Origin of the sequence: Thalassobium sp. R2A62 (genome assembly GCF_000161835.1) — a bacterium.
Classification (GTDB): domain Bacteria; phylum Pseudomonadota; class Alphaproteobacteria; order Rhodobacterales; family Rhodobacteraceae; genus Thalassobium.
Map to the genome: position 1 here is coordinate 167,995 of NZ_GG697169.2, position 21,521 is coordinate 189,515.

At 53.0% G+C, this 21,521-nt stretch carries 23 protein-coding genes, 1 tRNA gene and 2 pseudogenes; 18 read left to right on the forward strand and 8 right to left on the reverse strand.

Translation table 11 applies throughout. The features are described from left to right. Positions 1–109: 109 nt before the first annotated feature. A complete protein-coding gene (locus tag TR2A62_RS00840; RefSeq protein WP_009160127.1) occupies positions 110–367 on the forward strand; it encodes a DUF2312 domain-containing protein in 258 nt (85 codons plus the stop codon). After that, the gene (locus tag TR2A62_RS00845; RefSeq protein WP_009159611.1) at positions 367–1,998 is read left to right on the forward strand and encodes an alpha-D-glucose phosphate-specific phosphoglucomutase; all 1,632 of its coding nucleotides are present in this window, start codon (positions 367–369) and stop codon (positions 1,996–1,998) included. The genes TR2A62_RS00840 and TR2A62_RS00845 overlap by 1 nt, the downstream gene beginning before the upstream one ends. 59 nt (positions 1,999–2,057) lie before the next feature. On the opposite strand, the gene TR2A62_RS00850 is transcribed toward TR2A62_RS00845, so the two are convergent. Continuing rightward, the gene (locus TR2A62_RS00850) at positions 2,058–3,281 is read right to left on the reverse strand and encodes a DVUA0089 family protein (protein WP_009158593.1); all 1,224 of its coding nucleotides are present in this window, start codon (positions 3,279–3,281) and stop codon (positions 2,058–2,060) included. Between the two features lie 123 nt (positions 3,282–3,404). Then, positions 3,405–4,280 (reverse strand): hypothetical protein, encoded by an 876-nt coding sequence (locus tag TR2A62_RS00855; RefSeq protein ID WP_009158399.1) that lies wholly within the window; start codon positions 4,278–4,280, stop codon positions 3,405–3,407. An 89-nt stretch (positions 4,281–4,369) separates the two neighbouring features. Here TR2A62_RS00855 and TR2A62_RS00860 point away from each other — a divergent pair, with 89 nt between their 5' ends. From TR2A62_RS00860 to TR2A62_RS00890, 7 genes are all read left to right on the forward strand, one after another. Further along, complete coding sequence (locus TR2A62_RS00860; protein ID WP_009157474.1) at positions 4,370–6,028, forward strand: iron ABC transporter permease; 1,659 nt, start codon at positions 4,370–4,372, stop codon at positions 6,026–6,028. Between the two features lie 41 nt (positions 6,029–6,069). Then, positions 6,070–6,145 (forward strand) — tRNA-Thr (locus TR2A62_RS00865). 277 nt (positions 6,146–6,422) lie between these two features. After that, positions 6,423–6,545 carry a hypothetical protein gene (locus TR2A62_RS19280; protein ID WP_009160444.1) on the forward strand — a complete coding sequence of 41 codons (123 nt, stop codon included), beginning with the start codon at positions 6,423–6,425 and terminating at the stop codon, positions 6,543–6,545. 56 nt (positions 6,546–6,601) lie between these two features. After that, positions 6,602–7,621 carry an HNH endonuclease domain-containing protein gene (locus tag TR2A62_RS00870; protein ID WP_009159401.1) on the forward strand — a complete coding sequence of 340 codons (1,020 nt, stop codon included), beginning with the start codon at positions 6,602–6,604 and terminating at the stop codon, positions 7,619–7,621. After that, positions 7,602–8,216, forward strand: a complete 615-nt coding sequence (locus TR2A62_RS00875; RefSeq protein ID WP_009158766.1) for a bifunctional 2-polyprenyl-6-hydroxyphenol methylase/3-demethylubiquinol 3-O-methyltransferase UbiG — start codon at positions 7,602–7,604, stop codon at positions 8,214–8,216. The genes TR2A62_RS00870 and TR2A62_RS00875 overlap by 20 nt, the downstream gene beginning before the upstream one ends. A gap of 155 nt (positions 8,217–8,371) precedes the next feature. Beyond that, positions 8,372–9,076: an IS6 family transposase gene (locus TR2A62_RS00880; protein WP_369699511.1), complete on the forward strand. Its 705-nt coding sequence runs from the start codon at positions 8,372–8,374 to the stop codon at positions 9,074–9,076. Positions 9,077–9,861: 785 nt separating this feature from the next. Further along, a complete protein-coding gene (locus TR2A62_RS00890) occupies positions 9,862–10,332 on the forward strand; it encodes a Dps family protein (protein ID WP_009160208.1) in 471 nt (156 codons plus the stop codon). A 94-nt stretch (positions 10,333–10,426) separates the two neighbouring features. Here TR2A62_RS00890 and TR2A62_RS00895 read toward each other — a convergent pair whose 3' ends face one another. The 3 genes from TR2A62_RS00895 to TR2A62_RS18645 form a co-directional block, all read right to left on the reverse strand. Continuing rightward, positions 10,427–10,684, reverse strand: a complete 258-nt coding sequence (locus tag TR2A62_RS00895; protein WP_040819969.1) for a DUF1289 domain-containing protein — start codon at positions 10,682–10,684, stop codon at positions 10,427–10,429. 67 nt (positions 10,685–10,751) lie between these two features. Beyond that, positions 10,752–10,916, reverse strand: a complete 165-nt coding sequence (hemP, locus tag TR2A62_RS00900) for a hemin uptake protein HemP (protein WP_009158572.1) — start codon at positions 10,914–10,916, stop codon at positions 10,752–10,754. Beyond that, positions 10,913–11,074 carry a hypothetical protein gene (locus TR2A62_RS18645; RefSeq protein ID WP_009158631.1) on the reverse strand — a complete coding sequence of 54 codons (162 nt, stop codon included), beginning with the start codon at positions 11,072–11,074 and terminating at the stop codon, positions 10,913–10,915. Before TR2A62_RS18645 ends, hemP begins: the two co-directional genes overlap by 4 nt. A 160-nt stretch (positions 11,075–11,234) precedes the next feature. On the opposite strand from TR2A62_RS18645, the gene TR2A62_RS00905 reads away from it, so the two are divergent. The 6 genes from TR2A62_RS00905 (at position 11,235) to TR2A62_RS19285 (ending at position 18,368) form a co-directional block, all read left to right on the forward strand. Further along, a complete protein-coding gene (locus tag TR2A62_RS00905) occupies positions 11,235–11,942 on the forward strand; it encodes an IS6 family transposase (RefSeq protein ID WP_009159185.1) in 708 nt (235 codons plus the stop codon). Between the two features lie 249 nt (positions 11,943–12,191). Beyond that, the gene (locus TR2A62_RS00910) at positions 12,192–13,184 is read left to right on the forward strand and encodes a DUF1996 domain-containing protein (RefSeq protein ID WP_009157766.1); all 993 of its coding nucleotides are present in this window, start codon (positions 12,192–12,194) and stop codon (positions 13,182–13,184) included. Positions 13,185–13,325: 141 nt separating this feature from the next. Continuing rightward, positions 13,326–14,024: an IS6 family transposase gene (locus TR2A62_RS00915; protein ID WP_369699512.1), complete on the forward strand. Its 699-nt coding sequence runs from the start codon at positions 13,326–13,328 to the stop codon at positions 14,022–14,024. 93 nt (positions 14,025–14,117) lie between these two features. Next, complete coding sequence (locus TR2A62_RS17445) at positions 14,118–17,150, forward strand: pectin acetylesterase-family hydrolase (protein WP_009159896.1); 3,033 nt, start codon at positions 14,118–14,120, stop codon at positions 17,148–17,150. Positions 17,151–17,279: 129 nt separating this feature from the next. After that, on the forward strand, positions 17,280–17,987 hold the full coding sequence (locus TR2A62_RS00925) for an IS6 family transposase (RefSeq protein WP_009160917.1): 708 nt from the start codon (positions 17,280–17,282) through the stop codon (positions 17,985–17,987). A gap of 255 nt (positions 17,988–18,242) precedes the next feature. Next, positions 18,243–18,368 carry a hypothetical protein gene (locus TR2A62_RS19285; RefSeq protein WP_009157367.1) on the forward strand — a complete coding sequence of 42 codons (126 nt, stop codon included), beginning with the start codon at positions 18,243–18,245 and terminating at the stop codon, positions 18,366–18,368. 65 nt (positions 18,369–18,433) lie between these two features. Here the strand turns inward: TR2A62_RS19285 and TR2A62_RS00930 are convergent, their stop codons facing one another. Then, positions 18,434–19,021 (reverse strand): TetR/AcrR family transcriptional regulator, encoded by a 588-nt coding sequence (locus TR2A62_RS00930; protein ID WP_040819971.1) that lies wholly within the window; start codon positions 19,019–19,021, stop codon positions 18,434–18,436. Positions 19,022–19,108: 87 nt separating this feature from the next. On the opposite strand from TR2A62_RS00930, the gene TR2A62_RS00935 reads away from it, so the two are divergent. Further along, entirely contained in the window at positions 19,109–19,738 is a 630-nt protein-coding gene (locus TR2A62_RS00935; RefSeq protein ID WP_009159656.1) for an NAD(P)-dependent oxidoreductase, read from the forward strand. A gap of 10 nt (positions 19,739–19,748) precedes the next feature. After that, complete coding sequence (locus tag TR2A62_RS00940) at positions 19,749–20,219, forward strand: DUF1772 domain-containing protein (RefSeq protein WP_009158916.1); 471 nt, start codon at positions 19,749–19,751, stop codon at positions 20,217–20,219. Between the two features lie 51 nt (positions 20,220–20,270). On the opposite strand, the gene TR2A62_RS00945 is transcribed toward TR2A62_RS00940, so the two are convergent. After that, the gene (locus TR2A62_RS00945; RefSeq protein WP_009157969.1) at positions 20,271–20,645 is read right to left on the reverse strand and encodes a hypothetical protein; all 375 of its coding nucleotides are present in this window, start codon (positions 20,643–20,645) and stop codon (positions 20,271–20,273) included. 103 nt (positions 20,646–20,748) lie between these two features. Then, positions 20,749–21,093 (reverse strand): annotated as a pseudogene (locus TR2A62_RS00950) (integrase core domain-containing protein); the annotation flags it as partial. 56 nt (positions 21,094–21,149) lie between these two features. On the opposite strand from TR2A62_RS00950, the pseudogene TR2A62_RS18290 reads away from it, so the two are divergent. Beyond that, positions 21,150–21,484, forward strand: a pseudogene (locus TR2A62_RS18290) (transposase); the annotation flags it as partial. Positions 21,485–21,521: the final 37 nt, after the last annotated feature.

The following is a 21,521-nucleotide window of genomic DNA, read 5'->3' on the forward strand; positions in this document are numbered from 1 at the left end:
TTGTTGCTAACGAGGCTTTTGAGAGCTGGCAAGAGGCTTGGCCCTTGTCCCAATCGGGCGGGAAAGATAGGGATGGCGGACCTATAGATTTCGCTTCGGAGAATGGCAGATGAATGACGACGTATTGGATGCAAGCTACCGCGTGACCGCAGATGAATTGCGCGCCTTTATCGAACGGGTCGAGCGGCTGGACGCGGAAAAGAAAGACCTCGCCGAGCAGCAAAAAGAAGTGATGGCCGAAGCCAAAGGCCGTGGCTACGACACAAAGGTGATGCGCAAAATAATCGCTCTGCGTAAACGGGACAGCAATGATATCGCTGAAGAAGAAGCTGTCATGGACATGTATAAAGAAGCACTGGGTATGTGATGCAAATAGAGCGGATTGAAGTTACCCCCTTTGGCGGCCAATCACCTGGTACGTCGGGCCTGCGTAAAAAGACGCGGGTAATGATGGAACCGCACTACCTTGCTGCCTTTGTACAATCTATCTGGAGCGCGATCGACGGCGTCTCTGGTAAAACACTCATCTTGGGTGGCGATGGCCGCTATTTTAATGCCGAAGCGATCCAATTGATCCTGCGCATGGCCGCGGCGTCTGGTGCCGCACGGGTCGTCGTTGGGCAAGGTGGTATCTTGTCGACGCCTGCGGCCTCTCATTTGATCCGCAAACGTGGTGCTGACGGAGGTATCATTCTGTCGGCGAGCCACAATCCCGGCGGCATTGATGAGGATTTTGGGATCAAATTCAACGGTGCCAATGGTGGTCCAGCAACAGCAGCGGTGACCGATCGCATGGTTGTGGCCTCGCAAGCGATTGACCACTACCTGATGCTAGATACGCCCGATTATTCGATTGATCTGGTTGGTCAGGGCAAGATTGGCGAAATGTCAGTCGAGATCGTTGATCCGGTGGCCGACTATGCTGAAATGCTCGAAGAGCTATTTGATTTCGACAAGATCAGGGGCCTGTTTGCTGGTGGTTTCCGCATGGCCTTTGACGCGATGCACGCGGTGACGGGACCTTATGCGACTGAGGTGATCGAACGTCGCCTGGGGGCCGCACCGGGCACAGTGATGAACGGTACGCCGCAGGTTGATTTTGGAGGTCGCCATCCCGATCCAAACCCGATTTGGGCGCACGCGCTGATGGACGTGATGTACCAAGAAAATGGTCCTGACTTTGGCGCGGTGTCAGACGGGGACGGGGATCGCAACATGATTGTTGGGCCGTCACAATACGTGTCTCCTTCTGACAGTTTGGCAATTTTGGCGGCGAATGCGCATTTGGCCAAAGGGTACCGCGCTGGGCTAGCCGGAGTTGCCCGTTCAATGCCAACCAGCCGCGCCGTTGACCGCGTGGCCGCTGCGATGGACATGCCGTGCTATGAGACCCCAACAGGTTGGAAATTCTTTGGCACGTTGCTGGACGACGGGCGGGTCACATTGTGTGGCGAAGAAAGCGCAGGCACCGGATCCGACCATGTCCGCGAAAAAGACGGGCTGTGGGCAGTGATGCTTTGGCTGAACATATTGGCCGAAACCGGCAAAGGCGTCGGGGATATCATGAGCAGCCATTGGGCGACGTTCGGTCGGAATTATTATACCCGTCACGACTATGAAGCGGTTGAAGTGGATCGAGCAAATGCCGTGATGGACGGACTTCGTGCCCAGCTGGGCATGCTAGCTGGTCAAACATTCGCGGGCCGCACGATCGATGCCGCAGATGAGTTTTCGTATGTTGATCCTGTTGACGGATCGACGGCGAGCGCGCAGGGCTTGCGGCTGAGTTTTGAGGGTGGTGGTCGGATTGTTTTCCGCCTGTCAGGCACTGGAACGCAGGGCGCGACATTGCGAGTCTACATCGAAGATTTCATCAATGATAAAAATGCGTTGGATGGAGATGTTCAAGTGATGCTTGAACCTATGATTGCATTGGCAGATCGCCTTGCTCGGATCACCGAGCTGACGGGTCGAGATGGCCCCGACATCCGCAGCTAGCGGACATAAATAGCGCCGCCCGATGTCTCGGACGGCGCAAAAATCTGAGCGTTAATCTGTTAGTCTGCTGGTACGTAACGTTCGATCACGACGCGGATCGTTCCTGTTTTACCCGAGCCGCCCGGCTGCATAACTGCAAAGGCATACTGGCCTGGAAACACCCGTGCGGCGACAAGGCTGTCCAGTGAACCGGCGTTGTCATCATTGCGCTGAATTTCCCGGCCTACATCATCAAACAGAACGATCATTGGATCAGTGTCCGCGACAGCAATTCCTTCGATCAGCAACAGCCCGGCTTCTTCAACATCAATCGCGTACCAGACCGCTGGCCCAGTTGTGCGAACGTCCAAACGCGTGCGGCCTTCCAATGCGCCAAGGTTCTCGACGGGGTGGCTTCCGTCCAGTGTCGGGCTTGCGTCGCCCTTGTCGAACATCGCTGTCATGATCGCTTCTTCGTCGTATTCAAAAACGGACACCTCGATTGGGGCATCTGCATTTGATAGCGCGCGAATACCGATACAATAGTTGCCAGCCGGAAGAGGCTCTGCCATGTCGATGCGGCTGCTGAGCCCGTCAAAGTCGTCGTTTTCGGCCAGCAAAGTCCCGTCGTTGTCGAAGAGATACAGCACTGGGTCGGCATCTTCGTTTGTCGCGGTCAAGCTAAGTGGGGACGCTTCGTCCAGCGTAAAGCGATAAAACGGGACGTTTGTCGCGTTGTTCGAGGCGCTGATGCCGTCGCCTGCAAGCATAGCGTTAAGTGCAGCGTCACCCAATGCCCTGGCAGGGGTGTCGCGATTACACCGTGCGCTCTCGGTGTTGGGGTTCCCGGCGGTCAGGGGCTCGTGCTCGGTCAAACCGACGCGAACTTGGGCCATCATGACGTCGCCACCAAAGCTGCGAGTGGACAAACAGTATGTTCCAGCAGCGAGATCCATTTCACCCCGCGACGCACCATTGCCGCCTGAATCGTCATCCTCGAGGATCATTTCGCCAGTGTCGTTGCGCAATTCGATGACGGTATCGCCACCGTTTTGGCCCGTTGCCTCGACACGAACGCTGGCCGGAGCCGACAGCGTAAACAGCGAAACATAATCGGTGTTCAGGGGCAAAAGCGTGAGCTGTTCGACACCAGTTGAAGCCACCGCAATGTCAGACGCAGCCGCGTTGCCGCCGATCCACTGGCCATTGAGGCCGCCGCAGGCCGTAGCCTGTGCAAACGCGGCGCCTGAGCCGAGCAGCGTAATGGCGGTAGCCGTTGCGAAGGTTTGTTTGAAAGAGGGCATGGCGGTCTCCTTGGACTGAATTTCAGTCACTCTAACGTTGATCAAGGCGATCTGACCAGTGCCCGCAGAGCAGGGAGGTGATTAAAGTTTCCGTCCGCAGCCCATTCTTGCAGGCTGTGGATGTTATGGGGCGATAAAGTTCACGCCCGCCATACGCTCGATGGTATAGAGGTCTTCCTCGTAGAGCTCGGTCAACTCATCAACCATCTCTTCTGTCCAACCTGGCAGGTCAAATTCCTCTTCGACTTCATCGTCGATGACGTATTTGTCCAGAAACGCGGCGATGATCCGGCGTTTTTGCACCTCTGTACGCGGGGGATGGCTCTTTAGATAAGAATGAAAACGCTTCATCCCTTCGACCGACATGATCTGGCCCAACAAATCGAACCCGCCTGAGATTTTGGTCATTGGATCGACGCCTGCGATCTCGCGAATGAGCTGCGCCCAGATCAGTGGGGTGTCCTCATTGCTCCAAACCGTGATGTTTGCTTGGGGGCAAACAGATTTGATCCGAGTGATCAGATCCGACCATTTGATTTGACCGGGATGTACACCGCGCAAGAACTCTTGGAACGTCATGCCCTCGACCCGTTCAAAGGCCGCAGGGACAAAGGTCGCAGGGTTGCGGACGCCCAAAAAGATCTCGATTTCGTCATCGGGAAACAACTGGGCCAAAGCCAGAATTTTTTGTTCGGCCATGCCGTAGAAACGCCCGTCAGAAAACACCCGGCGAGGCACACAGATAAATGAATGGTGGCTCATCACCAAACGGTCAGCTTCTGCTTCGTCCAAAATCGCATCTAGCAAGATATCTCGCGTGTCAGTGGCAGGTGTTGCGCCGTCAAGGTTCTGAATTGTCTCGCGAATAATCGCGCGGTACCGGCTAGGGCCGGGTACAGTAACACCAAGCTCTAGAAACGCTTCGGCATTCTTGAGCAACGATTTGAGGAGGCGGTCATCATCCGTGCAATTCGCACCGATATGATAGACGATCTGCATAGAGGACCTAACTGTGAGACACTTAACTTTGCGACCAGACTACAGGGGTTTTCTGGACAGGCAAACCTCTTTCAGATAGGCCGCGTTCTATGTCCGAGCAAACCAGTCAGATATTGCCAAAGAACAGGCGGCGCTTGCGCCTAGACCGTTGGGGTTTGGGGGCGATTATTATCGCGATGATCGTGCTGTTGCCGATTGTTTCGGTGATCTGGATCGCGGCCAATCCGGAAACGAACGTCTGGCCCCATTTGGTATCCACCACGCTGCCGCGATATTTGCGGAATACGATTGTTTTGATGCTGGGGGTCGGCGGGCTGACCATTGTTGTTGGGGTCGGCACTGCTTGGTTGGTTTCAATGTACCGTTTTCCAATGGTGCGTTGGCTCGAATGGGCATTGCTGTTGCCGCTCGCGATCCCTGCTTATGTCGGGGCCTATGCGTTGGTCGATTTCTTGGAATACGCGGGCCCTGTCCAGACGTTGCTACGTGATCTGTTCGGCTGGGAAAACGCCCGCGCATATTGGTTTCCACAGGTGCGAACGCGCACGATGGCGACACTCGTGATTGCCGCGTCGCTCTACCCTTATGTCTATCTGATGGCGCGTGCCGCGTTTAGAGAACAGTCAGGTGCAGCCTATGAAGTCGCCCAAGCGTTAGGGGTGGGGCCATGGCGCAGGTTTTTCAAAGTTGGTCTGCCGCTTGCAAGACCTGCAATTGCTGCGGGTGTGGCCGTGGTCATGATGGAAACCGTGAATGATTTTGGAACAGTCGACTACTTTGCTGTCCAAACGCTGACGACTGGAATCTTTTCGCTTTGGGACGAGAGCCGCAATGCTGCAGGCGCGGCCCAGATCGCGTGTCTCGTTTTGACGCTTGTTGTGGTTCTGGTTGTGTTAGAGCAGGTAGGGCGCGCGCGCAGCCGCTACTTTGGCGCCGCGCGGTCTGTTCGACCTATTGTTCGGCCTCGGATCATCGGTGTTCGTGGGTGGATTGCAGGGGGACTGTGCTTGATGCCGTTCCTGTTGGGGTTTGTTCTGCCAACATCCGTATTGTTGTCTCATGCTCTGGACGCCCCCGAGGTTTGGATTTCTCAGGGCCTGTTGTCTGCACTCGGCACATCTGTTCTTGTTGGTGGTGTTGCCGCGGTCGTCACGGTCTTGGGCGGGGTCTTTATGGTTTATGGGGTCCGTCTATCTGGTCGCCGTTTGCCGCAACTGCTAATGCCAGCGACGCTGATCGGATACGCTGTCCCGGGGGCGGTTTTGGGAATTGGTGTCCTGATCCCAATGGCCGCATTCGACAACGCCCTTGCCGACGCAATTGTTGCCATCACCGGCTTCGAGGTCGGATTGATCATGACGGGATCAATCGGTGCTTTGGTCATCGCGTATTTTGTGCGGTTCTTTGCGATTGCTCAAGGTACCGCTGACGCAGCAATCGGGCGCGTGACCCCCAGCCTGCCAATGGCGGCACGGTCCTTGGGGCGGACGGCAGGTGGCACTTTGGCCGCTGTCTATGCTCCGCTTATCCGAACATCGGTGGCGTCTGCTTTGCTGTTGGTCTTTGTCGATTGCATCAAAGAATTGCCCGCCACACTGCTGCTCAAGCCGACCTATGTCGACACCTTGGCAACTCGTGTTCACTATCAAGCGTCGCTCGAAGATATCGCCCAAGCAGCCCCTCCCGCATTGCTAATTGTTGTCGTCGGACTGGTCGCTGTCGGATTACTTGCGCGCGCGAACAGGTAGGGCTTGCACTGCCGCGAATCTTTGCTAAAAGCTCTCGCAGTGCCCCTATAGCTCAGCTGGTAGAGCAACTGATTTGTAATCAGTAGGTCCGCGGTTCGAGTCCGTGTGGGGGCACCACTTTACACCCAAAACTCCCATAAAATCATAGATTATCAGTTATAATCAGCGATATGGGGACATTTTACGGGAACGCTTTGGGGAACTCTTTGCGGTTTACGGGGAGTTCTCGAAAGTCTGCTACTCAGCATCGCTTCACAAGGTTGATTCCTTCAGAAACGTCTCTGTATGGTTCGTCAAAAGCGTCGAAAACTAACCAAGCTTCGTCAGAAACTGACAAACTCCTCGGTGGAAGTGTTCCCATAGTACCCGTAAGGTCAGAAAAGGGAGCCGAAAGATGTCCAAGACTAGCCAAGACAAGTTGCCAAAGTACGTGTTCAGGACTGCCTTTGGTGTGTTTCGCTTCAAGCGCAACGTCCCGAAGGACATCCGCGAAGTCTCTGGCAAGGTGTTCTTCTAAAAGGTGCTGCGGAGCGCACAGTACCCATAAGAAAACACTTTTCGAAAAGAGGATTGATGGGCAACTTCATCGACAAGACATTGGACGATCCAACATATTGGCGGTCGATCATTCTGTTTGGTCGGAATGTTGCATCGTACAAGTTTGCGCTGGCCAGAAGCCTCGTTGAGGTCGTTCGTAACAATGATGATCTGGTTCGGTTGGATGATCTGGCGGAACCGTTCGCTCGACACATCTGCCAGCACATCAAGGATGCTCCGGTTCAAGCAACATCCAAATCCAGCCGTTTCTTGGAGGCGTGTCAGAACTTCAACGATGGACACATCGACGCGACCCAGCTTCGTGATACAACGGTGCGTCTTGGATTCAACAACGTCATCGATGCGTTCCATGTGGTGAACGGAGACGATGTGCCAACTCGGTTTTTTCTTGATGAACGAAAGACCAATGGCGGTATTCGACTAACCACCGCCGCATTCAACCTTCTCAACGAAAACATGGTGGGCACTCTGGATAGTGAAGTTCAATCACGGTGGCGATTGGTCGAGACCGCTTGGGAATTAAACATGAACCGGAACCTGATTTCGGTTAAACACGACACCGACAGCCACACACTGTTTGTGGACAAAGAAAACCATCGGATAAACGTAACCTCGGCCCGTGACGCGTTGAACGGGTATCAAAAGGGGCACTGCTTCTTCTGTTTCGCCCCCATCTCTCTGACACAGATCGCGTTGCAGCCCGATGTCGATCACTTCTTCCCCCACGTGTTGGGGAGCTATGATCACAAAACCAATTATGACGGGGTTTGGAATCTGACCCTTTCATGTCGCGACTGCAATCGTGGTGAGAATGGAAAGTTTGCCAAACTGCCTTCTCTCAAACTACTGGAACGGCTCAATACGCGAAATGAATTCTTGATTACCAGCCATCACCCACTTCGGGAAACACTGATCCAGCAAACTGGTCGATCACCCGCAGATCGCATACGGTATTTGCAACGACAATTCGACAACGCCAAATCAATACTCATACACGAATGGGAGCCAGAGCAGCTTGGGCCAGAACGTTTCTGATACAGTCAAGTATTACGACGACAACGCGGATGTTTTTGTTGCACAGACGGTCAAGGCAGATGTGACTGGGCTTTATGTACCGTTTCTTTCAAAGCTGCCGAAACGTGCACGTATCTTAGATGCTGGTTCAGGATCAGGTCGCGACACCAAAGCGTTCCGTGACATGGGGCATGACGTAGTCGCAATTGATGCATCGAAGGAGATGGTGGAGGCTACGCGTCGTCTTTCCAATGGACCAGCGATCCACTCAACATTCTTGGGCTATTCGGATGGCGATCAGTTCGATGGCATCTGGGCCTGTGCGTCACTGTTGCACGTACCAAGTACCGATCTCCCCAAGACGCTAAACCACCTCAGCGGACTGTTGAACGATAGCGGGTGGATGTTTGCCTCCTTTAAGATCGGTGAGAGTGAGCAAATCCGCAATGGCCGGTTCTTCAATGATATGGATGTTGGGCGGCTAGATGCGGCTGTAGACGCCATTCAGCGCCTATCAGTGGTCAACACATGGAAAACCGAGGATGTCCGCCCAGAGCGTGATGAACGGTGGCTGAATGTGCTGCTGTCGAAAGAGGGGGCAGAGGAAAATTCATGAAACAAAATGGCGATACAACAGCGATCCCCGCCTGAGCCCTGCCGGTCACCGATCTGTCAATTCGCTGTGGCCACGACCTCTCAATACGCCAATCTGGTCTTGTCAGAAGGATTTGAGTTGAGGCGGGCAGGGTGGTTGCGTAGCCTGTCCACATGATTAAAACAGACCCATTCAAGGGCTTTCATAGCAGCCCTGAGATTATCCGCCTCGCCGTCATGTTGTATGTTCGTTTTCCTTTGTCGCTGAGAAACGTCAAAGATCTTTTGCACGAGCGCGGCGTCGACATCAGCCACGAAACCGTTCGATATTGGTGGAATAGATTTGGCCCAATGTTCGCCGCTGAAATCCGCCGCAAGCGAGTTCAGCAGATGCGCGCATACTCGAACTGGCAGTGGCATTTGGATGAGGTATTTGTGAAGACTAATGGCGAGACGCATTATCTTTGGCGTGCCGTGGATCAAGAGGGCGAGGTGCTGGAAAGCTATGTCACAAAGCGCCGGAATCGCAAAGTAGCGTTGAAATTCCTCAGGAAAACTATGAAGCGTCACGGTCACCCTCATATCCTGGTGACCGACAAACTCCGGTCTTACGGTGCTGCAATGAAGGAAATCGGCAACGAGCAGAGGCAGGAAACCGGTCGCTGGCTCAACAATCGCGCGGAGAATTCACACCTTCCGTTTCGACGACGAGAACGGGCCATGCAACGTTTCCGCAGCATGCGAAGTTTACAGAAATTCGCCTCCGTTCATGCCTCTGTCTGCAACCATTTCAATAAGGAACGCGCCCTGTACAGCAGAGACAATTTCAAGCTCAACCGCGCCGCCGCTCTTGCCGAGTGGCGCGATCTCGGTGCGGCATAAGGGACAGCCTCACTGTCCTTGCAGAGACGAGTTCGAATTGGTCTGACACCACCCGTCTATGTGCTAATAGTGCAGCCGATGACTGTAAATGTTGGTAAAGGTGCGCCACGAATGCCGTCCAATTCCAACGTTTTCTGGCATGCTCAACTCTGCCGTTGAAAATCAGTAAGGAAGGTTTTCAAGTGGGGCTTGAAATTTCTGACAATAATAGTCAACTATGAACTTTCTGCGATGAGCAACCTAAACAGAGGGCCCCATGACCCAAGTCCAACAGATTGAAGTGGTTGAAGAAGTTTCTATTCAGCGCCATGAGGTCGGGGCGGGCGCGTTTTTGAATCATCTTCGCTTCACAGCCATGCAGTGTCGAACAAAACCCCAAACGGAGTTGTTTCAAGCCTGCGCTTTGCTTCAGGTGTCCCAAAGTGATTGCCAAGTGGCCCATTCAGAGGCGTTGATGCGGTGTTTGGGGCAGGCGCTCGGGCAACCGGCGCGGTTGTTGGCGCCTGGCACGGCGGAACTGACATTTGATGAACGATGGTTGGTTCAAGTGGGAACGGCCTGTGCTGATGGTGATGATCTGAGCCTCGCTTTTCTGTTGCGGTCCCGGGTGGCCCATGAAAACCGGAGATTGATCACTTTTTTAATCAGGCGAATAGCTGACTGTTTCCCTCTGATTTAGAATTATTCTAAAAATTCTTGCAATACGAGATGCAGGCGCTAATTGTCAGCGACAGCAAGCCAGTGACGTTGTCGCAAGCCAGCTTTTCATTAGCAGGAGTAAAAAGATGACACAGACTGCAGTCGCGCTGTCTACGGACGCAAAAATCGCAATTGTCGAATCCTTGAACCAGTCCGTTGCCGAGACGGCGGTCGCGACGATGTTGGCGCAGAATTTCCACTGGAACGTGACAGGCATGGGCTTTGGCCCGCTTCATGACCTGTTCCAGAAGATATATGAAGATCACTTCATCGCACAGGATGATCTGGCAGAGCGGATCAAAGCACTTGATGCCCACGCTGCAGGCACGCTTGCTGGTATGTTGGCGCGTTCAAAGGTTAAGGAACATGACGGCCACGCCACGGATAAAGAAATGATCAAAGCGATGCAGATCGCCCAAGAAACATTGGCCGCGACGCTGGCTGGTGCTGGGGCCATCGCGGCTGATCACGGCGATACGTTGACCGAAGACCTTTGCATTGCACGCGGCCAAACCCACGAAAAATTCGCGTGGTTCTTGCGGGCCCACCTCAGCTAACAGCCGCGTCCCCGCGGCTTAAATGCGAAGGAAGCCACCGAGCCAGACAGCCACCTATCGGCAGCAAGCAAGCCCGGTCGCCACCCAAGCGGGGTCAAGCCACGTCCTTTTCCACGGCGACTGGATTGACCTTTTTCTTTGCGCATTTCTTGTTATATTTCGATAGCCAATGACTGTATTTCCCGAGCCTATTCTGTTGTTCGATCAACATTTCAACAAAGGCTTCGCGGCTCTTGTTCTTCTTTAGCTCTTTAAACAAAGACTTCTGAGCCTTGGTCATAGAACATCCGAGACAATGGCCTTCTCGTTTGAACTTACACACATCAACACAAGGGCTGGGCGTTTTCGGCATTCGGTTTTCCTTGCTTAGCAAGCAGCCGTATTGCTGCTCGATACTCGGTATTTGATCGCAGTGTGAGTTACTTTGTGAGGATCAGCTTTCCTGCACGCGTGATGCGCAGATAATATGATTGATCACCGAGAACGATGCAGGCGGGATTCCCATCGGGCATCAACTCATGCGCGTCGTATGTCTTGGGGCGGGGAGGTTCATTGGCGGTGGTAAGCACTGCGACGTCGGTCATTGAACGCGCCCTTCGGTCACGAGCCTGTCCAGAACAAGTTCGGCTACACCCAATGACGCGGACCCTTCACCAAGCATCGTTTCAAGTACTTCGTTCTTGTTCAGCGTGGGTGTCTTCGCTGCTAGTCCATTGGATGGTTTTTGCGTTTGCCAGACCATGACGTTTCTCCTGAGTGGTTCTGGTCCGGGCTCTCCAAATAGGTTGACTAGGACCGGCTGTATATTACCTGATTAAATTAGTCGGAAATTTAACACAAGGGGGGGTCTTGTCAGAAGGATTTGAGTTGAGGCGGGCAGGGCGGTGACCTAGCCTTGTAGGATGACAAAACGCTCCCCATTTCGCTATTTTAAAACCAACCCAGAGGTCATTCGCCTGGCGGTGATGCTCTATGTTCGGTTTCCGCTTTCGCTGAGGAACGTGGAAGATCTTCTGCATGAGCGTGGGATTGAGATCAGCCATGAAACCGTCCGGTTCTGGTGGAACAGATTTGGTCCGATGTTCGCAGCCGAGATCCGCAGAAAGCGGGCAAGCCGGATGCGCGCCTATTCAAACTGGCAGTGGCACCTGGACGAGGTTTTCGTGAAGATCAATGGTGAGACGCATTACCTGTGGCGGGCCTTGGATCACGAGGGCGAAGTGCTTGAATCCTTCGTCACAAAGCGACGGGATCGCAAAGCAGCATTGAAATTCATAAAAAAATCAATGAAGCGGTGTGGTCGACCGCAGATTATTGTGACCGACAGACTGAGATCATACGGTGCTGCTATGAAGGTCATCGGCAATGCGCCGAAACAGGAAACAGGCCGTTGGCTAAACAATCGCGCTGAGAATTCACACCTGCCATTTCGACGACGAGAGCGGGCCATGCTTCGGTTCAGGCGCATGCGAAGTTTACAGAAATTCGCCACCGTCCATTCTTCAGTTCACAACCATTTCAATCAGGAACGCCACCTCTACTCACGCACCAATTTCAAGCTCAACCGCACCGCCGCTCTTGCCGAGTGGCGTCAACTCGGCGCGGCATAAGGATCAGCCTCACTGGCCTAGTAGAGACTGGTTCGCATTCGTCTGACAGCACCGTTCCGGCCTTTGGCGGTAAACTGAGACTGGTTCGAATTGGTCTAACAGCACTGAAATTCGGCGCTGTCCATGCCTCGATCTACAACCTGTTAAATTTGGAGTGCAGCCTCAAAAGCAATACCTTGCCGTTACCAATGAAAACTGGCACCGTAAATTTTGAGCGCTTGATAACGAAAGACTACTTGGGAAGTATTCATGACCTATCTCCTGCGAGTGATTTTGGCTGCTATTGCACTTGGGGTCGCGGGTTTCCCAACCTTGGCGCAATATGCACCCAATGGGATCCAACGCACACCCGACGACGTGGGTCCCCGGGAAGACGGCAGTGGTGCATTCCGCACCCATTGCGTTGAGTCTCACGACAGCCATAATGACCCGTTGGTCTGGCCCGGACGGCCCGGGGCCACGCATCGCCATGTCTTTTTTGGAAATCCAAACGTAGATCATGAGACCACAATCGAGACACTAGTAAGGGCCACCACCACCACATGCGATGGCGGTAGACTGAACCGATCTGCCTATTGGGTGCCTGCGCTGTATGACCAACAGGGTGAACGGATAAGGTATATTGATCCGCTGTTTTATTATAAAACGGGGTACCATGTGCTGGCCGCGTCCATCCGCCCGCCTCCCCAAGGGTTGCGAATGATTGCGGGAAACGCTCATGCCACACGCCCCCAAGGCGTACATGTCGCTAAATTTCGCTGTTCAGGGTGGCGTTCCAATCAGGTTTGGTTTGATCAAACCGACCCGTTAGATCATGTGAATTACCTGCCCGACTGTGACGTAGGCGATCAGTTGGAAATCCGGATCGTGTTTCCCCAATGTTGGGATGGCATACACTTGTCAGCACCTGACAATCAAAGCCATATGGCGTACCCTCGCCCCGCCACTCCGCCGCATGTAGGCACAGGAGCATGCCCGCGATCACACCCCATCGCCATCCCCGAGATTTCATATAACTTTTCGATATATGTCAGCGAACACCTAGGGGCTTCTAGCGCGTGGCGGTTTTCATCAGATATGGGGGAAGCAATCCCCGGCTCAAGCATCCACGCCGATTGGATGAATGGCTGGGACCCTGACATCATGGAAAAAGTGGTTCTAAACTGCCTCAATACAGGTTTTGACTGCGTGGTGGGCCTGCTGGGCGATGGTACTCGCTTAAGGCCAGTGGAGTTGGATTGAGGGGTCGGCAATTGAGGGTATCGCGAAGTAAGAATTCACATTCGCAAAGCCAACGTCTGAAAATTGTGCAGCCCTGACATTGGTCTTGTCAGAAGGATTTGAGTTGAGGCGGGCAGGGTGGTTGCGTAGCCTGTCCACATGATTAAAACAGACCCATTCAAGGGCTTTCATAGCAGCCCTGAGATTATCCGCCTCGCCGTCATGTTGTATGTTCGTTTTCCTTTGTCGCTGAGAAACGTCGAAGATCTTTTGCACGAGCGCGGCGTCGACATCAGCCACGAAACCGTTCGATATTGGTGGAATAGATTTGGCCCAATGTTCGCCGCTGAAATCCGCCGCAAGCGAGTTCAGCAGATGCGCGCATACTCGAACTGGCAGTGGCATTTGGATGAGGTATTTGTGAAGACTAATGGCGAGACGCATTATCTTTGGCGTGCCGTGGATCAAGAGGGCGAGGTGCTGGAAAGCTATGTCACAAAGCGCCGGAATCGCAAAGCAGCGTTGAAATTCCTCAGGAAAACTATGAAGCGTCACCCTCATATCCTGGTGACCGACAAACTCCGGTCTTACGGTGCTGCAATGAAGGAAATCGGCAACGAGCAGAGGCAGGAAACCGGTCGCTGGCTCAACAATCGCGCGGAGAATTCACACCTTCCGTCTCGACGACGAGAACGGGCCATGCAACGTTTCCGCAGCATGCGAAGTTTACAGAAATTCGCCTCCGTTCATGCCTCTGTCTGCAACCATTTCAATAAGGAACGCGCCCTGTACAGCAGAGACAATTTCAAGCTCAACCGCGCCGCCGCTCTTGCCGAGTGGCGCGATCTCGGTGCGGCATAAGGGACAGCCTCACTGTCCTTGCAGAGACGAGTTCGAATTGGTCTGACACCACCGTCCAACTTTATATGACGACGGACAATCTTGGGAGTAGTCATGCAAAAGTTTGTCATTTTTTCTGCAATAGCACTGACCGCGGCATCGCAAGCACTCGATGCGCAGCAAGTAGAGACTAAAGGTTTCGAACAGCATCCAATTTTCACAGCTCAGTTCGTATTGAACCAGCTTGGATATGACGCTGGTCGTGTTGATGGCGACTATGGCCCTAGAACAGCTGCCGCAATTTCTGAATTTTATCAGGAAACAAATCTCGATGATGACGACCCCACTGTAGTCGATACCTCAGACCTGCTTTCTCTCATCAATGTTGCGGAAGAAGCAGGGCTAAGAACCGTCCCTTTCTCTGGCTTTGAACACGAGAATTCTATTTCTGAATTTCTCTATCCACCTATCAGTCCGGCGATCACTAGAGAGCGATATTGGTTCGGGCATTTTTGGTCGAACTACGACTTCAACAACGATGGGCTTCTCGATTTCATCTACACGGGAACCATGAACCCAGAAAACGTTGAGGTGACGGGCGAAGATACTGCGGGACTGTGCGGCGGCCGTGATTGCGAGGGCGACATGCCCGGGCCAACGCTGTTCTTGCAGGATCAAAATAGAGCTTTCATCGACCGAAGTGACCTCTTTGTAGATTTGCGCAGTGTTCCTGGCCAGTCTTTAGCAAGACAAAACTTGGTCGCTGACTTTAACGGTGACGATATTCCAGACCTTTTCATTGCTGATCATGCAATCGGTCATCATGAAGGTATTCGGGACAGTTATTTTCTGAGCCAACCCGATGGGACATGGTTTGAAAGCTCAAACACGCATCTGAGCGATCCAAGCTACCAAATTTTCGATCATGGTGGTGCTGTCGGAGACATAGATGCAGATGGAGATGTAGACATTGTCCTTACCGAACTTGCAAACAAGCTGACTTGTTGGATCAATGATGGCTCTGGATCCATGTCTAGGCGGACATGTGGCGATGTTAATGCGTTCGCTATTGAGCTAGGCGATATGGATGGAGATGGTGACCTGGATTTGGTTCATTCTGGTCATGAATATGGAGGCTCATCGCCAACAGGTATCGCTTTAAATGATGGCCGAGGCAATTTTATTCGCTCTGTGCGGCTGCCTGTTGTTGAAGATTGGGGAACAGTTCCCGAACTGAGCCTATGGGACCTAGATACAGATGGTGATCTCGACATCGTCTTATCACGTGCGGGTATCCTATACGTTGGCACCGGTGTGCAAGTTATCGAGAACCTCGGCGATGGTTCCTACGATTCCTCATTCTATCCAATCGTTACTGCGCCAGCTGGATATGTTGCAGAACATGAAGGCAATGAGTGGAACAATTTCATTGAGAACTTCCGGTTTCATGATGTTGATTTGGATGGCCTTGTGGACGTGGCATTTATTGGCGGAGGAGGAGACGATCAACAAAACGCTCCCATGGTCAGAGGCTCGTATCTCAAAAATCTTGGTGGGTTGGCTTTTTCACACATTCCGGCGAATGACCCACAAAACCATGTGCTTCGCGTTCCTGAGAGCCTGTTCGGCGGGTCGGGTGCCCAGGGCAGAATTCTGCGAAATTCAGATATTCCCTCTGGTAATATTTATGCTGCAGCATTTGATGACTTCGTGAGTGGCTACTCCAGCCGGCCATTTTCTCTTGATGATTTCTCCATTTTGGATGCACCAATCGAGTTACCAACCTCTGGCGCTATCATCACAGCAATGGGCAATTTAGAGATCCATGATCGTGTTCTGGCTGGCAAATACGATGTGATCATTGAGTGGGCCGGACGAGAGTTTGTCGCTACGTTGTGCCAAGAATATTACCCTCAGTATGACTTTCTTGCGAACCGACTGGTTTTAGGCGCGGATCAGGGTTTCGGTGGTTTTGATCAATTGGCGCAATTCGCAACAAACTCTTGCGCATTCTATCAAGGTCGTGTCGCTGTCGGCGCTTGGGAAGCTGACCCTGACATTTCAGCAACCGGCTTAGACGCAGTTTTAAGCGACCTGAATAGTAAGGAAATTGGGCTAGAGTTGATCGTAAAAATGCCAATGCTCACCAACGAGCAACGGAGTGAAATCCTTACTGCAGTTGGTGGTCAATTGATAGACATGCTTGTCAACGAACAAACCATTGAGGTGGCGGAAGTCAACGGTCAGCCCAGTTCAGAGGAAACATCAAGCTCGGTTCTCTATACCAGCTCTTCAGATGCAGTTTGTAGTAATGGCGAACCGGCAGCATTTCATGTTTATCGCACTGGCTCTGATCAATGGTTCGTATACCTGCAGGGTGGCGGCCTAGCTTCAAACTCTGAAGAGTATTTGTCTCGTATTCCGACCTGGACAACACCCCGCACTCAACCCGGTTATCTTCAGGATATGCCCGCCGTCGAAGATTTTCTTAACAAAGGCTACAATGTGGCAGTAATCCCCTATTGCTCGAATGACCTATACCAAGGTTTTCACACGCACACTATCCGGGGTGAAACGGTGTATTTCCGAGGACGAGCAATTGTAGAAAATGTCATCGAACAATTGGCTCCTGATTTATCAACTGCATCTCGTTTAGTATTTGGTGGCTCAAGTGCTGGAGCAATTGGATTGGGTTACAATGCTGACTTGATTGCTCAATTTGAAAACCCATACCTGCTAGTAGACAGTTTTTGGCTCGATACTGAATCCAGAGCTGTCCGAGATAGCTGGAGCGGGCCCAATTGGGATGCAATCGAGCAGTTTGTATACGCCAACATGCCTGAACAATGTGCGTCACAGTGGGCTAGTTGTTTTCCACAAAGAACACATTTTGACCGATATGGATTTGAGAACGTGTTCTTCATTTGGAACATGGGCGATCCTTACATGCGAGGCGACACCAACGCCAATCGAGCGAGCATTGAAAGTGATTTAGCCTATTACGGGCAAGGCCTATCCATCCAGAACGGCGAAGCGATACACCCTAACTATGGCGACTGGGTTCATGGAATGCTTTTCAATGATTTTTATGATTTCCCGTTGGAGGGTGGCTCTCTGCAAGAGCGTATCTGGGCGTGGTTAAATTGAGCGACATCACCCTAGTATGAAGCCGTCCCTTTCTTGGACCAAAATGGGTAGTTTGATGGTTACCCTAGCTGAGGTCTTGTCAGAAGAAAGCTGCTTGAGACGGGCAGGGTGGTCTCGTAGCGTTTGAGGATGACAAAACGCTCCCCATTTCGCTACTTCAAAACCAGTCCTGAGATCATTCGCCTGGCTGTTATGCTCTACGTCCGATTTCCGCTCTCGCTACGAAACGTTGAGGACCTGCTGCACGAACGCGGCATCGAGATCAGCCATGAGACGGTCCGGTTCTGGTGGAACAGATTTGGACCGATGTTTGCAGCCGAGATCCGCAGAAAACGGGTTCAGCAGATGCGCGCATACTCGAACTGGCAGTGGCATCTGGATGAGGTTTTTGTAAAGATTAACGGCGAGACGCACTACCTTTGGCGAGCCGTGGATCACGAGGGGGAGGTACTTGAAAGCTCCGTGACCAAGCGCCAGGATCGAAAAGCGGCATTGAAATTTCTCAGGAAAACCATGAAGCGTCACGGTTATCCTAATATCCTGGTGACAGACAAACTCCGGTCCTACGGCGCGACAATGAAGGAAATCGGCAACGAGCAGAGGCAGGAAGCGGGCCGCTGGGAAAACAACAGAGCTGAGAATTCTCACCTTCCGTTTCGACGACGAGAACGGGCGATGCTGCGGTTCCGGCAGATGAACAGTCTACAGAAATTAGTTGCTGTTCGTTCTTCCGTTCACAACCACTTTAATCTGGAACGCCACCTCTACTCCCGCGAAAATTTCAAGCTCAACCGTGCCGCCGCTCTCGCTGACTGGGGTCAACTTTGCGCAGCATAAGGGACAGTGTCATTGTCCTTGTAGAGACTGGTTCGCATTGGTCTGACACCACCCGAGTAGGTCCTGTTCGCGCTAGATTGATGAAAAACGCGGCGACTGCAGAATTGTTAGAGTATCTGTCTGGTTGATCTCGATTGATTGCCTTTGAAATGCCGACCGCTGCGGAGCAGCATTTTTGCAAATGCAAACGTCTTCTTTGGGCCGTCCTTGCCTGTGACTGTACGCCCCTGATGCAAAAATACTGCGACCGATCTAATGGCGGGAAGGAGCCGTTCGCTGCGGATGCGCGGTATCTACGGTGGTCTCGCGAAAGCTGCCGTTCACCGAGTGGCCAAGCCCAAGAATGCTGCTGTCGATCTAATGGCCGCGAAGAGCCCATAGCGGACCCGCTTTGGTATGCCTGCGTTCCCGTTAGATGCTGTAGACTTGATGATATCGATGGTTCCTCAATTCGGTGCCAAAAGCGCCGCCTCAGCAAGACGCCCAATCTGGCTCTCGTAATCCCTTTGGGACCAGCCACAGTCGCGGACCAGCTGTTCCCAATTTTCAACCGATAAGAGCGACCACAGCAGATCGGTTGCAACGTCCTCGTTTAGGTCGGACCTTAGCATCTTGTCCGCGGCTAAAGCCTGAACTGCGGCCGCGCACCCGTGCCTGACGGCTTGCATCCGGTCATCCCACGCCGCAGCGGCCTCAGCATCGTTGGCGCGCATGGCGCGCAGGGCGACGGACATGCCGTAGATCTCAGGAATATAGCCGCTCCAGGCGTTGATGAAAGCTGTCAGTCGCTCATGGCCAGAGATTGCCGCCCTGCTTGCGGCCAATCGCGCATCAACGTTCTTGACGGAATCGATGCGGCGAGTTGTGGCGACGAGAAGCTCTGCCCGCGTTGGAAAATGTAGGTAGAGCGCCTGACGGCTAATGCCGACCGCCTTGGCGATATCAGACATACGAACTTTTTTATCGCCTGATTCCAATAGTTTCCAAGTGAAATCGAGGATGCGGGCGCGGGTATCGGATGAATTTCTTGACATGGTGTCAAGTTAACGATTATCGATGGCAAGTCAACTTTACACTGTGTCAAGCAATTGATCGGTAACAACCTCGAAAGGAAAGCCACAATGAAAGTCATCGTATTTGGAGCCACCGGGACCGTTGGGCGTCTCGCTGTTGAAAACCTACTGAAGTCGGGCCACAGAGTTACCGCTTTTGCTCGCTCGCCCCAAAAACTGAACCTGAATGATCCAAAGCTGCGTCTGATTGCGGGCGATGCGATGAAACGCTCCGACGTGTCAGATGCTGTTGCAGGGCACGACGCTGTTGTTGTCACCCTTGGTGCAGGCATGTCACGAAAGAGCACGATCCGCTCGCAAGGCACGATGAACGTGATCAAGGCGATGCATGACCACAGTATCCGCCGGCTGATCGTGCAATCCACATTGGGCGCTCGCGATAGCTGGCCCACATTGAATTTTTGGTGGAAACGCGTCATGTTTGGTGCTCTGCTAGCCCCTGTCTTCCGCGACCACGAATTGCAGGAACAACTTGTTGAAGCCAGCGGTCTGGATTGGACTACTGTTCGCCCCGGTGCCTTCACCGACAAAGCAACGTCGCGCCCAGTGATCGAGGATGTGCCCAATACGGCCCGTGGCCTTGATCTGAAAATCGCACGTAGTGAATTGGCCAGGTTCCTGACCCGTCAGCTATCTGACCGCAAATACATCGGTCGCGCTGTCGGCCTATCAAGCTAGGGGGCAGAAAATGGAATGGGTTTTGATGATTGCAGGAGGCGCGGCTGCATTAGTTGCTGGCGTTTTCTTCGGGTTTTCCGATTTCATCATGCGAGGACTCATCCGAGCCCCCGCATCTCAAGGAGCAGCAGGCATGATCGCGCTAAACCGCACAGTCTATCGGTCCGTTTTTATGGTGCTGCTTCTGGGTTTGGTGCCAGTATCGGTTGCACTGGGATTGTGGGCGTTCTGGCAATTTGACGGTGCCGGACGGGCGCTGACCCTTGCAGGAGGCGTCGCATATTTGGTTGGTGTCCTTGCCGTGACCGGATTGGGCAATATCCCGATGAACGTGCGCCTCGACGCCATGGACGGCCAGCCTGACGAAACTGCTAACTGCTGGCCCCGCTATGTGCAGCGATGGACACGGCTGAACCACTCAAGAACCACCGGTTCGGCACTGGCGGCACTTTGCTGGCTGGCCGCGGCACACATAGTTTGAGGCGGGGCGATAGTGGTCTATGATTCAACTGACGTGTAGATAAGGCATGTGTCAGCCCGAGAGCACGACTGCCGCAGCCAAACCAAGCATGACTGAGTTAATTGGCCCCCAAAGCAGTCTTTCCGGCCGTGATGGGGTGATCCAGTTCACCACCGTGGAAGCAGTTTGCAGAACCAGGGCGACCCAACCTGTCCAGTCGGGCCAATTTGGCCGAGCACCTGCCGCCGAACCGATGGCGAGAGCCATCAAGAGCAAGATGATTATCGAGACCAACGCGGCGGCTCGACCGGCAATCGGTAGCTTGCCCTGAAATCTGCCGCCCTGCGTCAAGTGCCCCCAAGGCGCGCCAGCCACGATCGCTATCTGGAAGGAGATCGCACCGATACATGCTGCAATGAAGAGAACGGCAAGGCTGTCGACTGTCATGATTTCTATCCAATCATGTGCCTAGGTTTAGATCAAGTTCAGGACCGCGCAGATTGATGACGGTTTTGTGTAACCTGAACGGACCTGCGGGACACTTGTCAGGTTACTGTAGCTTGTCTCTGAGAGCTTCGTAACGGGTCTGGCCATTGTGTGCGCCGTGAGGTCTGGAGAAGTTGTAGAACTGCTCCCATTGTTCCAGCTTGACCTCTAGGTCGACGTCACCTTTGTAACTGAGGAGCTGGTAGAATTCCTGCTGATCGGAGGGGTGTGATCGCTCGACCTTGCCGTTCAACTGTGGTGTGCCGCGCTTGATGTATGCATACCTGATCCCGAGATCTACGACATGCCAATGGAATTTGGCCTGAAACTCATGACCATTATCCGTGCGCACCTCGCGAATGCGGAAAGGGAACTTTTCGATGATATGATCAATGAAGTTGATGGCGTTGAGCCTCCCCCTTTGAAGTGGTTCGCGCCTATAGCTAGGAAAGCGGAGGACCATAGATGGCAATTAAGAGACCCAAGCCCGAAGAGATTGTCGTGAAGTTACGGCAGGTTGAAGTTCTGATGGGGCAAGGCATGCCCCGGATTGATGCAATCAGGCAAATCAGCGTGACGGAACAAACTTATTACCGTTGGAAGAAGAAGTATGGCTGAATGGGCACGGAACAACTCAAGGAACTTAAGCGCCTTCAGAAAGAGAACGAACGTCTTCGGCGTGCAGTTTCCGACCTGACATTGGACAAGTTGATCTTAAGGGAGGCCGCATCGGGAAACTTCTGAGCCCCTCGCACCGACGTGCCTGCATTGACCAGGTGCGCAGTCGGTTCGAGTTGTCGGCGGAAGAGTACGCGGCTCAGAAGGCTTCGGGTGGCG

What these genes read in the sequence shown, in the direction of transcription:
- TR2A62_RS00840 (WP_009160127.1), top strand. Translation starts at nt 110, where the DNA reads ATGAATGACGACGTATTGGATGCAAGCTACCGCGTGACCGCAGATGAA.
- TR2A62_RS00845 (WP_009159611.1), top strand. Translation starts at nt 367, where the DNA reads ATGCAAATAGAGCGGATTGAAGTTACCCCCTTTGGCGGCCAATCACCT.
- TR2A62_RS00850 (WP_009158593.1), bottom strand. Translation starts at nt 3,281, where the DNA reads ATGCCCTCTTTCAAACAAACCTTCGCAACGGCTACCGCCATTACGCTG.
- TR2A62_RS00855 (WP_009158399.1), bottom strand. Translation starts at nt 4,280, where the DNA reads ATGCAGATCGTCTATCATATCGGTGCGAATTGCACGGATGATGACCGC.
- TR2A62_RS00860 (WP_009157474.1), top strand. Translation starts at nt 4,370, where the DNA reads ATGTCCGAGCAAACCAGTCAGATATTGCCAAAGAACAGGCGGCGCTTG.
- TR2A62_RS19280 (WP_009160444.1), top strand. Translation starts at nt 6,423, where the DNA reads ATGTCCAAGACTAGCCAAGACAAGTTGCCAAAGTACGTGTTCAGGACT.
- TR2A62_RS00870 (WP_009159401.1), top strand. Translation starts at nt 6,602, where the DNA reads ATGGGCAACTTCATCGACAAGACATTGGACGATCCAACATATTGGCGG.
- TR2A62_RS00890 (WP_009160208.1), top strand. Translation starts at nt 9,862, where the DNA reads ATGACACAGACTGCAGTCGCGCTGTCTACGGACGCAAAAATCGCAATT.
- TR2A62_RS00895 (WP_040819969.1), bottom strand. Translation starts at nt 10,684, where the DNA reads ATGCCGAAAACGCCCAGCCCTTGTGTTGATGTGTGTAAGTTCAAACGA.
- hemP (WP_009158572.1), bottom strand. Translation starts at nt 10,916, where the DNA reads ATGACCGACGTCGCAGTGCTTACCACCGCCAATGAACCTCCCCGCCCC.
- TR2A62_RS18645 (WP_009158631.1), bottom strand. Translation starts at nt 11,074, where the DNA reads ATGGTCTGGCAAACGCAAAAACCATCCAATGGACTAGCAGCGAAGACA.
- TR2A62_RS00905 (WP_009159185.1), top strand. Translation starts at nt 11,235, where the DNA reads ATGACAAAACGCTCCCCATTTCGCTATTTTAAAACCAACCCAGAGGTC.
- TR2A62_RS00910 (WP_009157766.1), top strand. Translation starts at nt 12,192, where the DNA reads ATGACCTATCTCCTGCGAGTGATTTTGGCTGCTATTGCACTTGGGGTC.
- TR2A62_RS17445 (WP_009159896.1), top strand. Translation starts at nt 14,118, where the DNA reads ATGCAAAAGTTTGTCATTTTTTCTGCAATAGCACTGACCGCGGCATCG.
- TR2A62_RS00925 (WP_009160917.1), top strand. Translation starts at nt 17,280, where the DNA reads ATGACAAAACGCTCCCCATTTCGCTACTTCAAAACCAGTCCTGAGATC.
- TR2A62_RS19285 (WP_009157367.1), top strand. Translation starts at nt 18,243, where the DNA reads ATGGCGGGAAGGAGCCGTTCGCTGCGGATGCGCGGTATCTACGGTGGT.
- TR2A62_RS00930 (WP_040819971.1), bottom strand. Translation starts at nt 19,021, where the DNA reads ATGTCAAGAAATTCATCCGATACCCGCGCCCGCATCCTCGATTTCACT.
- TR2A62_RS00935 (WP_009159656.1), top strand. Translation starts at nt 19,109, where the DNA reads ATGAAAGTCATCGTATTTGGAGCCACCGGGACCGTTGGGCGTCTCGCT.
- TR2A62_RS00940 (WP_009158916.1), top strand. Translation starts at nt 19,749, where the DNA reads ATGGAATGGGTTTTGATGATTGCAGGAGGCGCGGCTGCATTAGTTGCT.
- TR2A62_RS00945 (WP_009157969.1), bottom strand. Translation starts at nt 20,645, where the DNA reads ATGACAGTCGACAGCCTTGCCGTTCTCTTCATTGCAGCATGTATCGGT.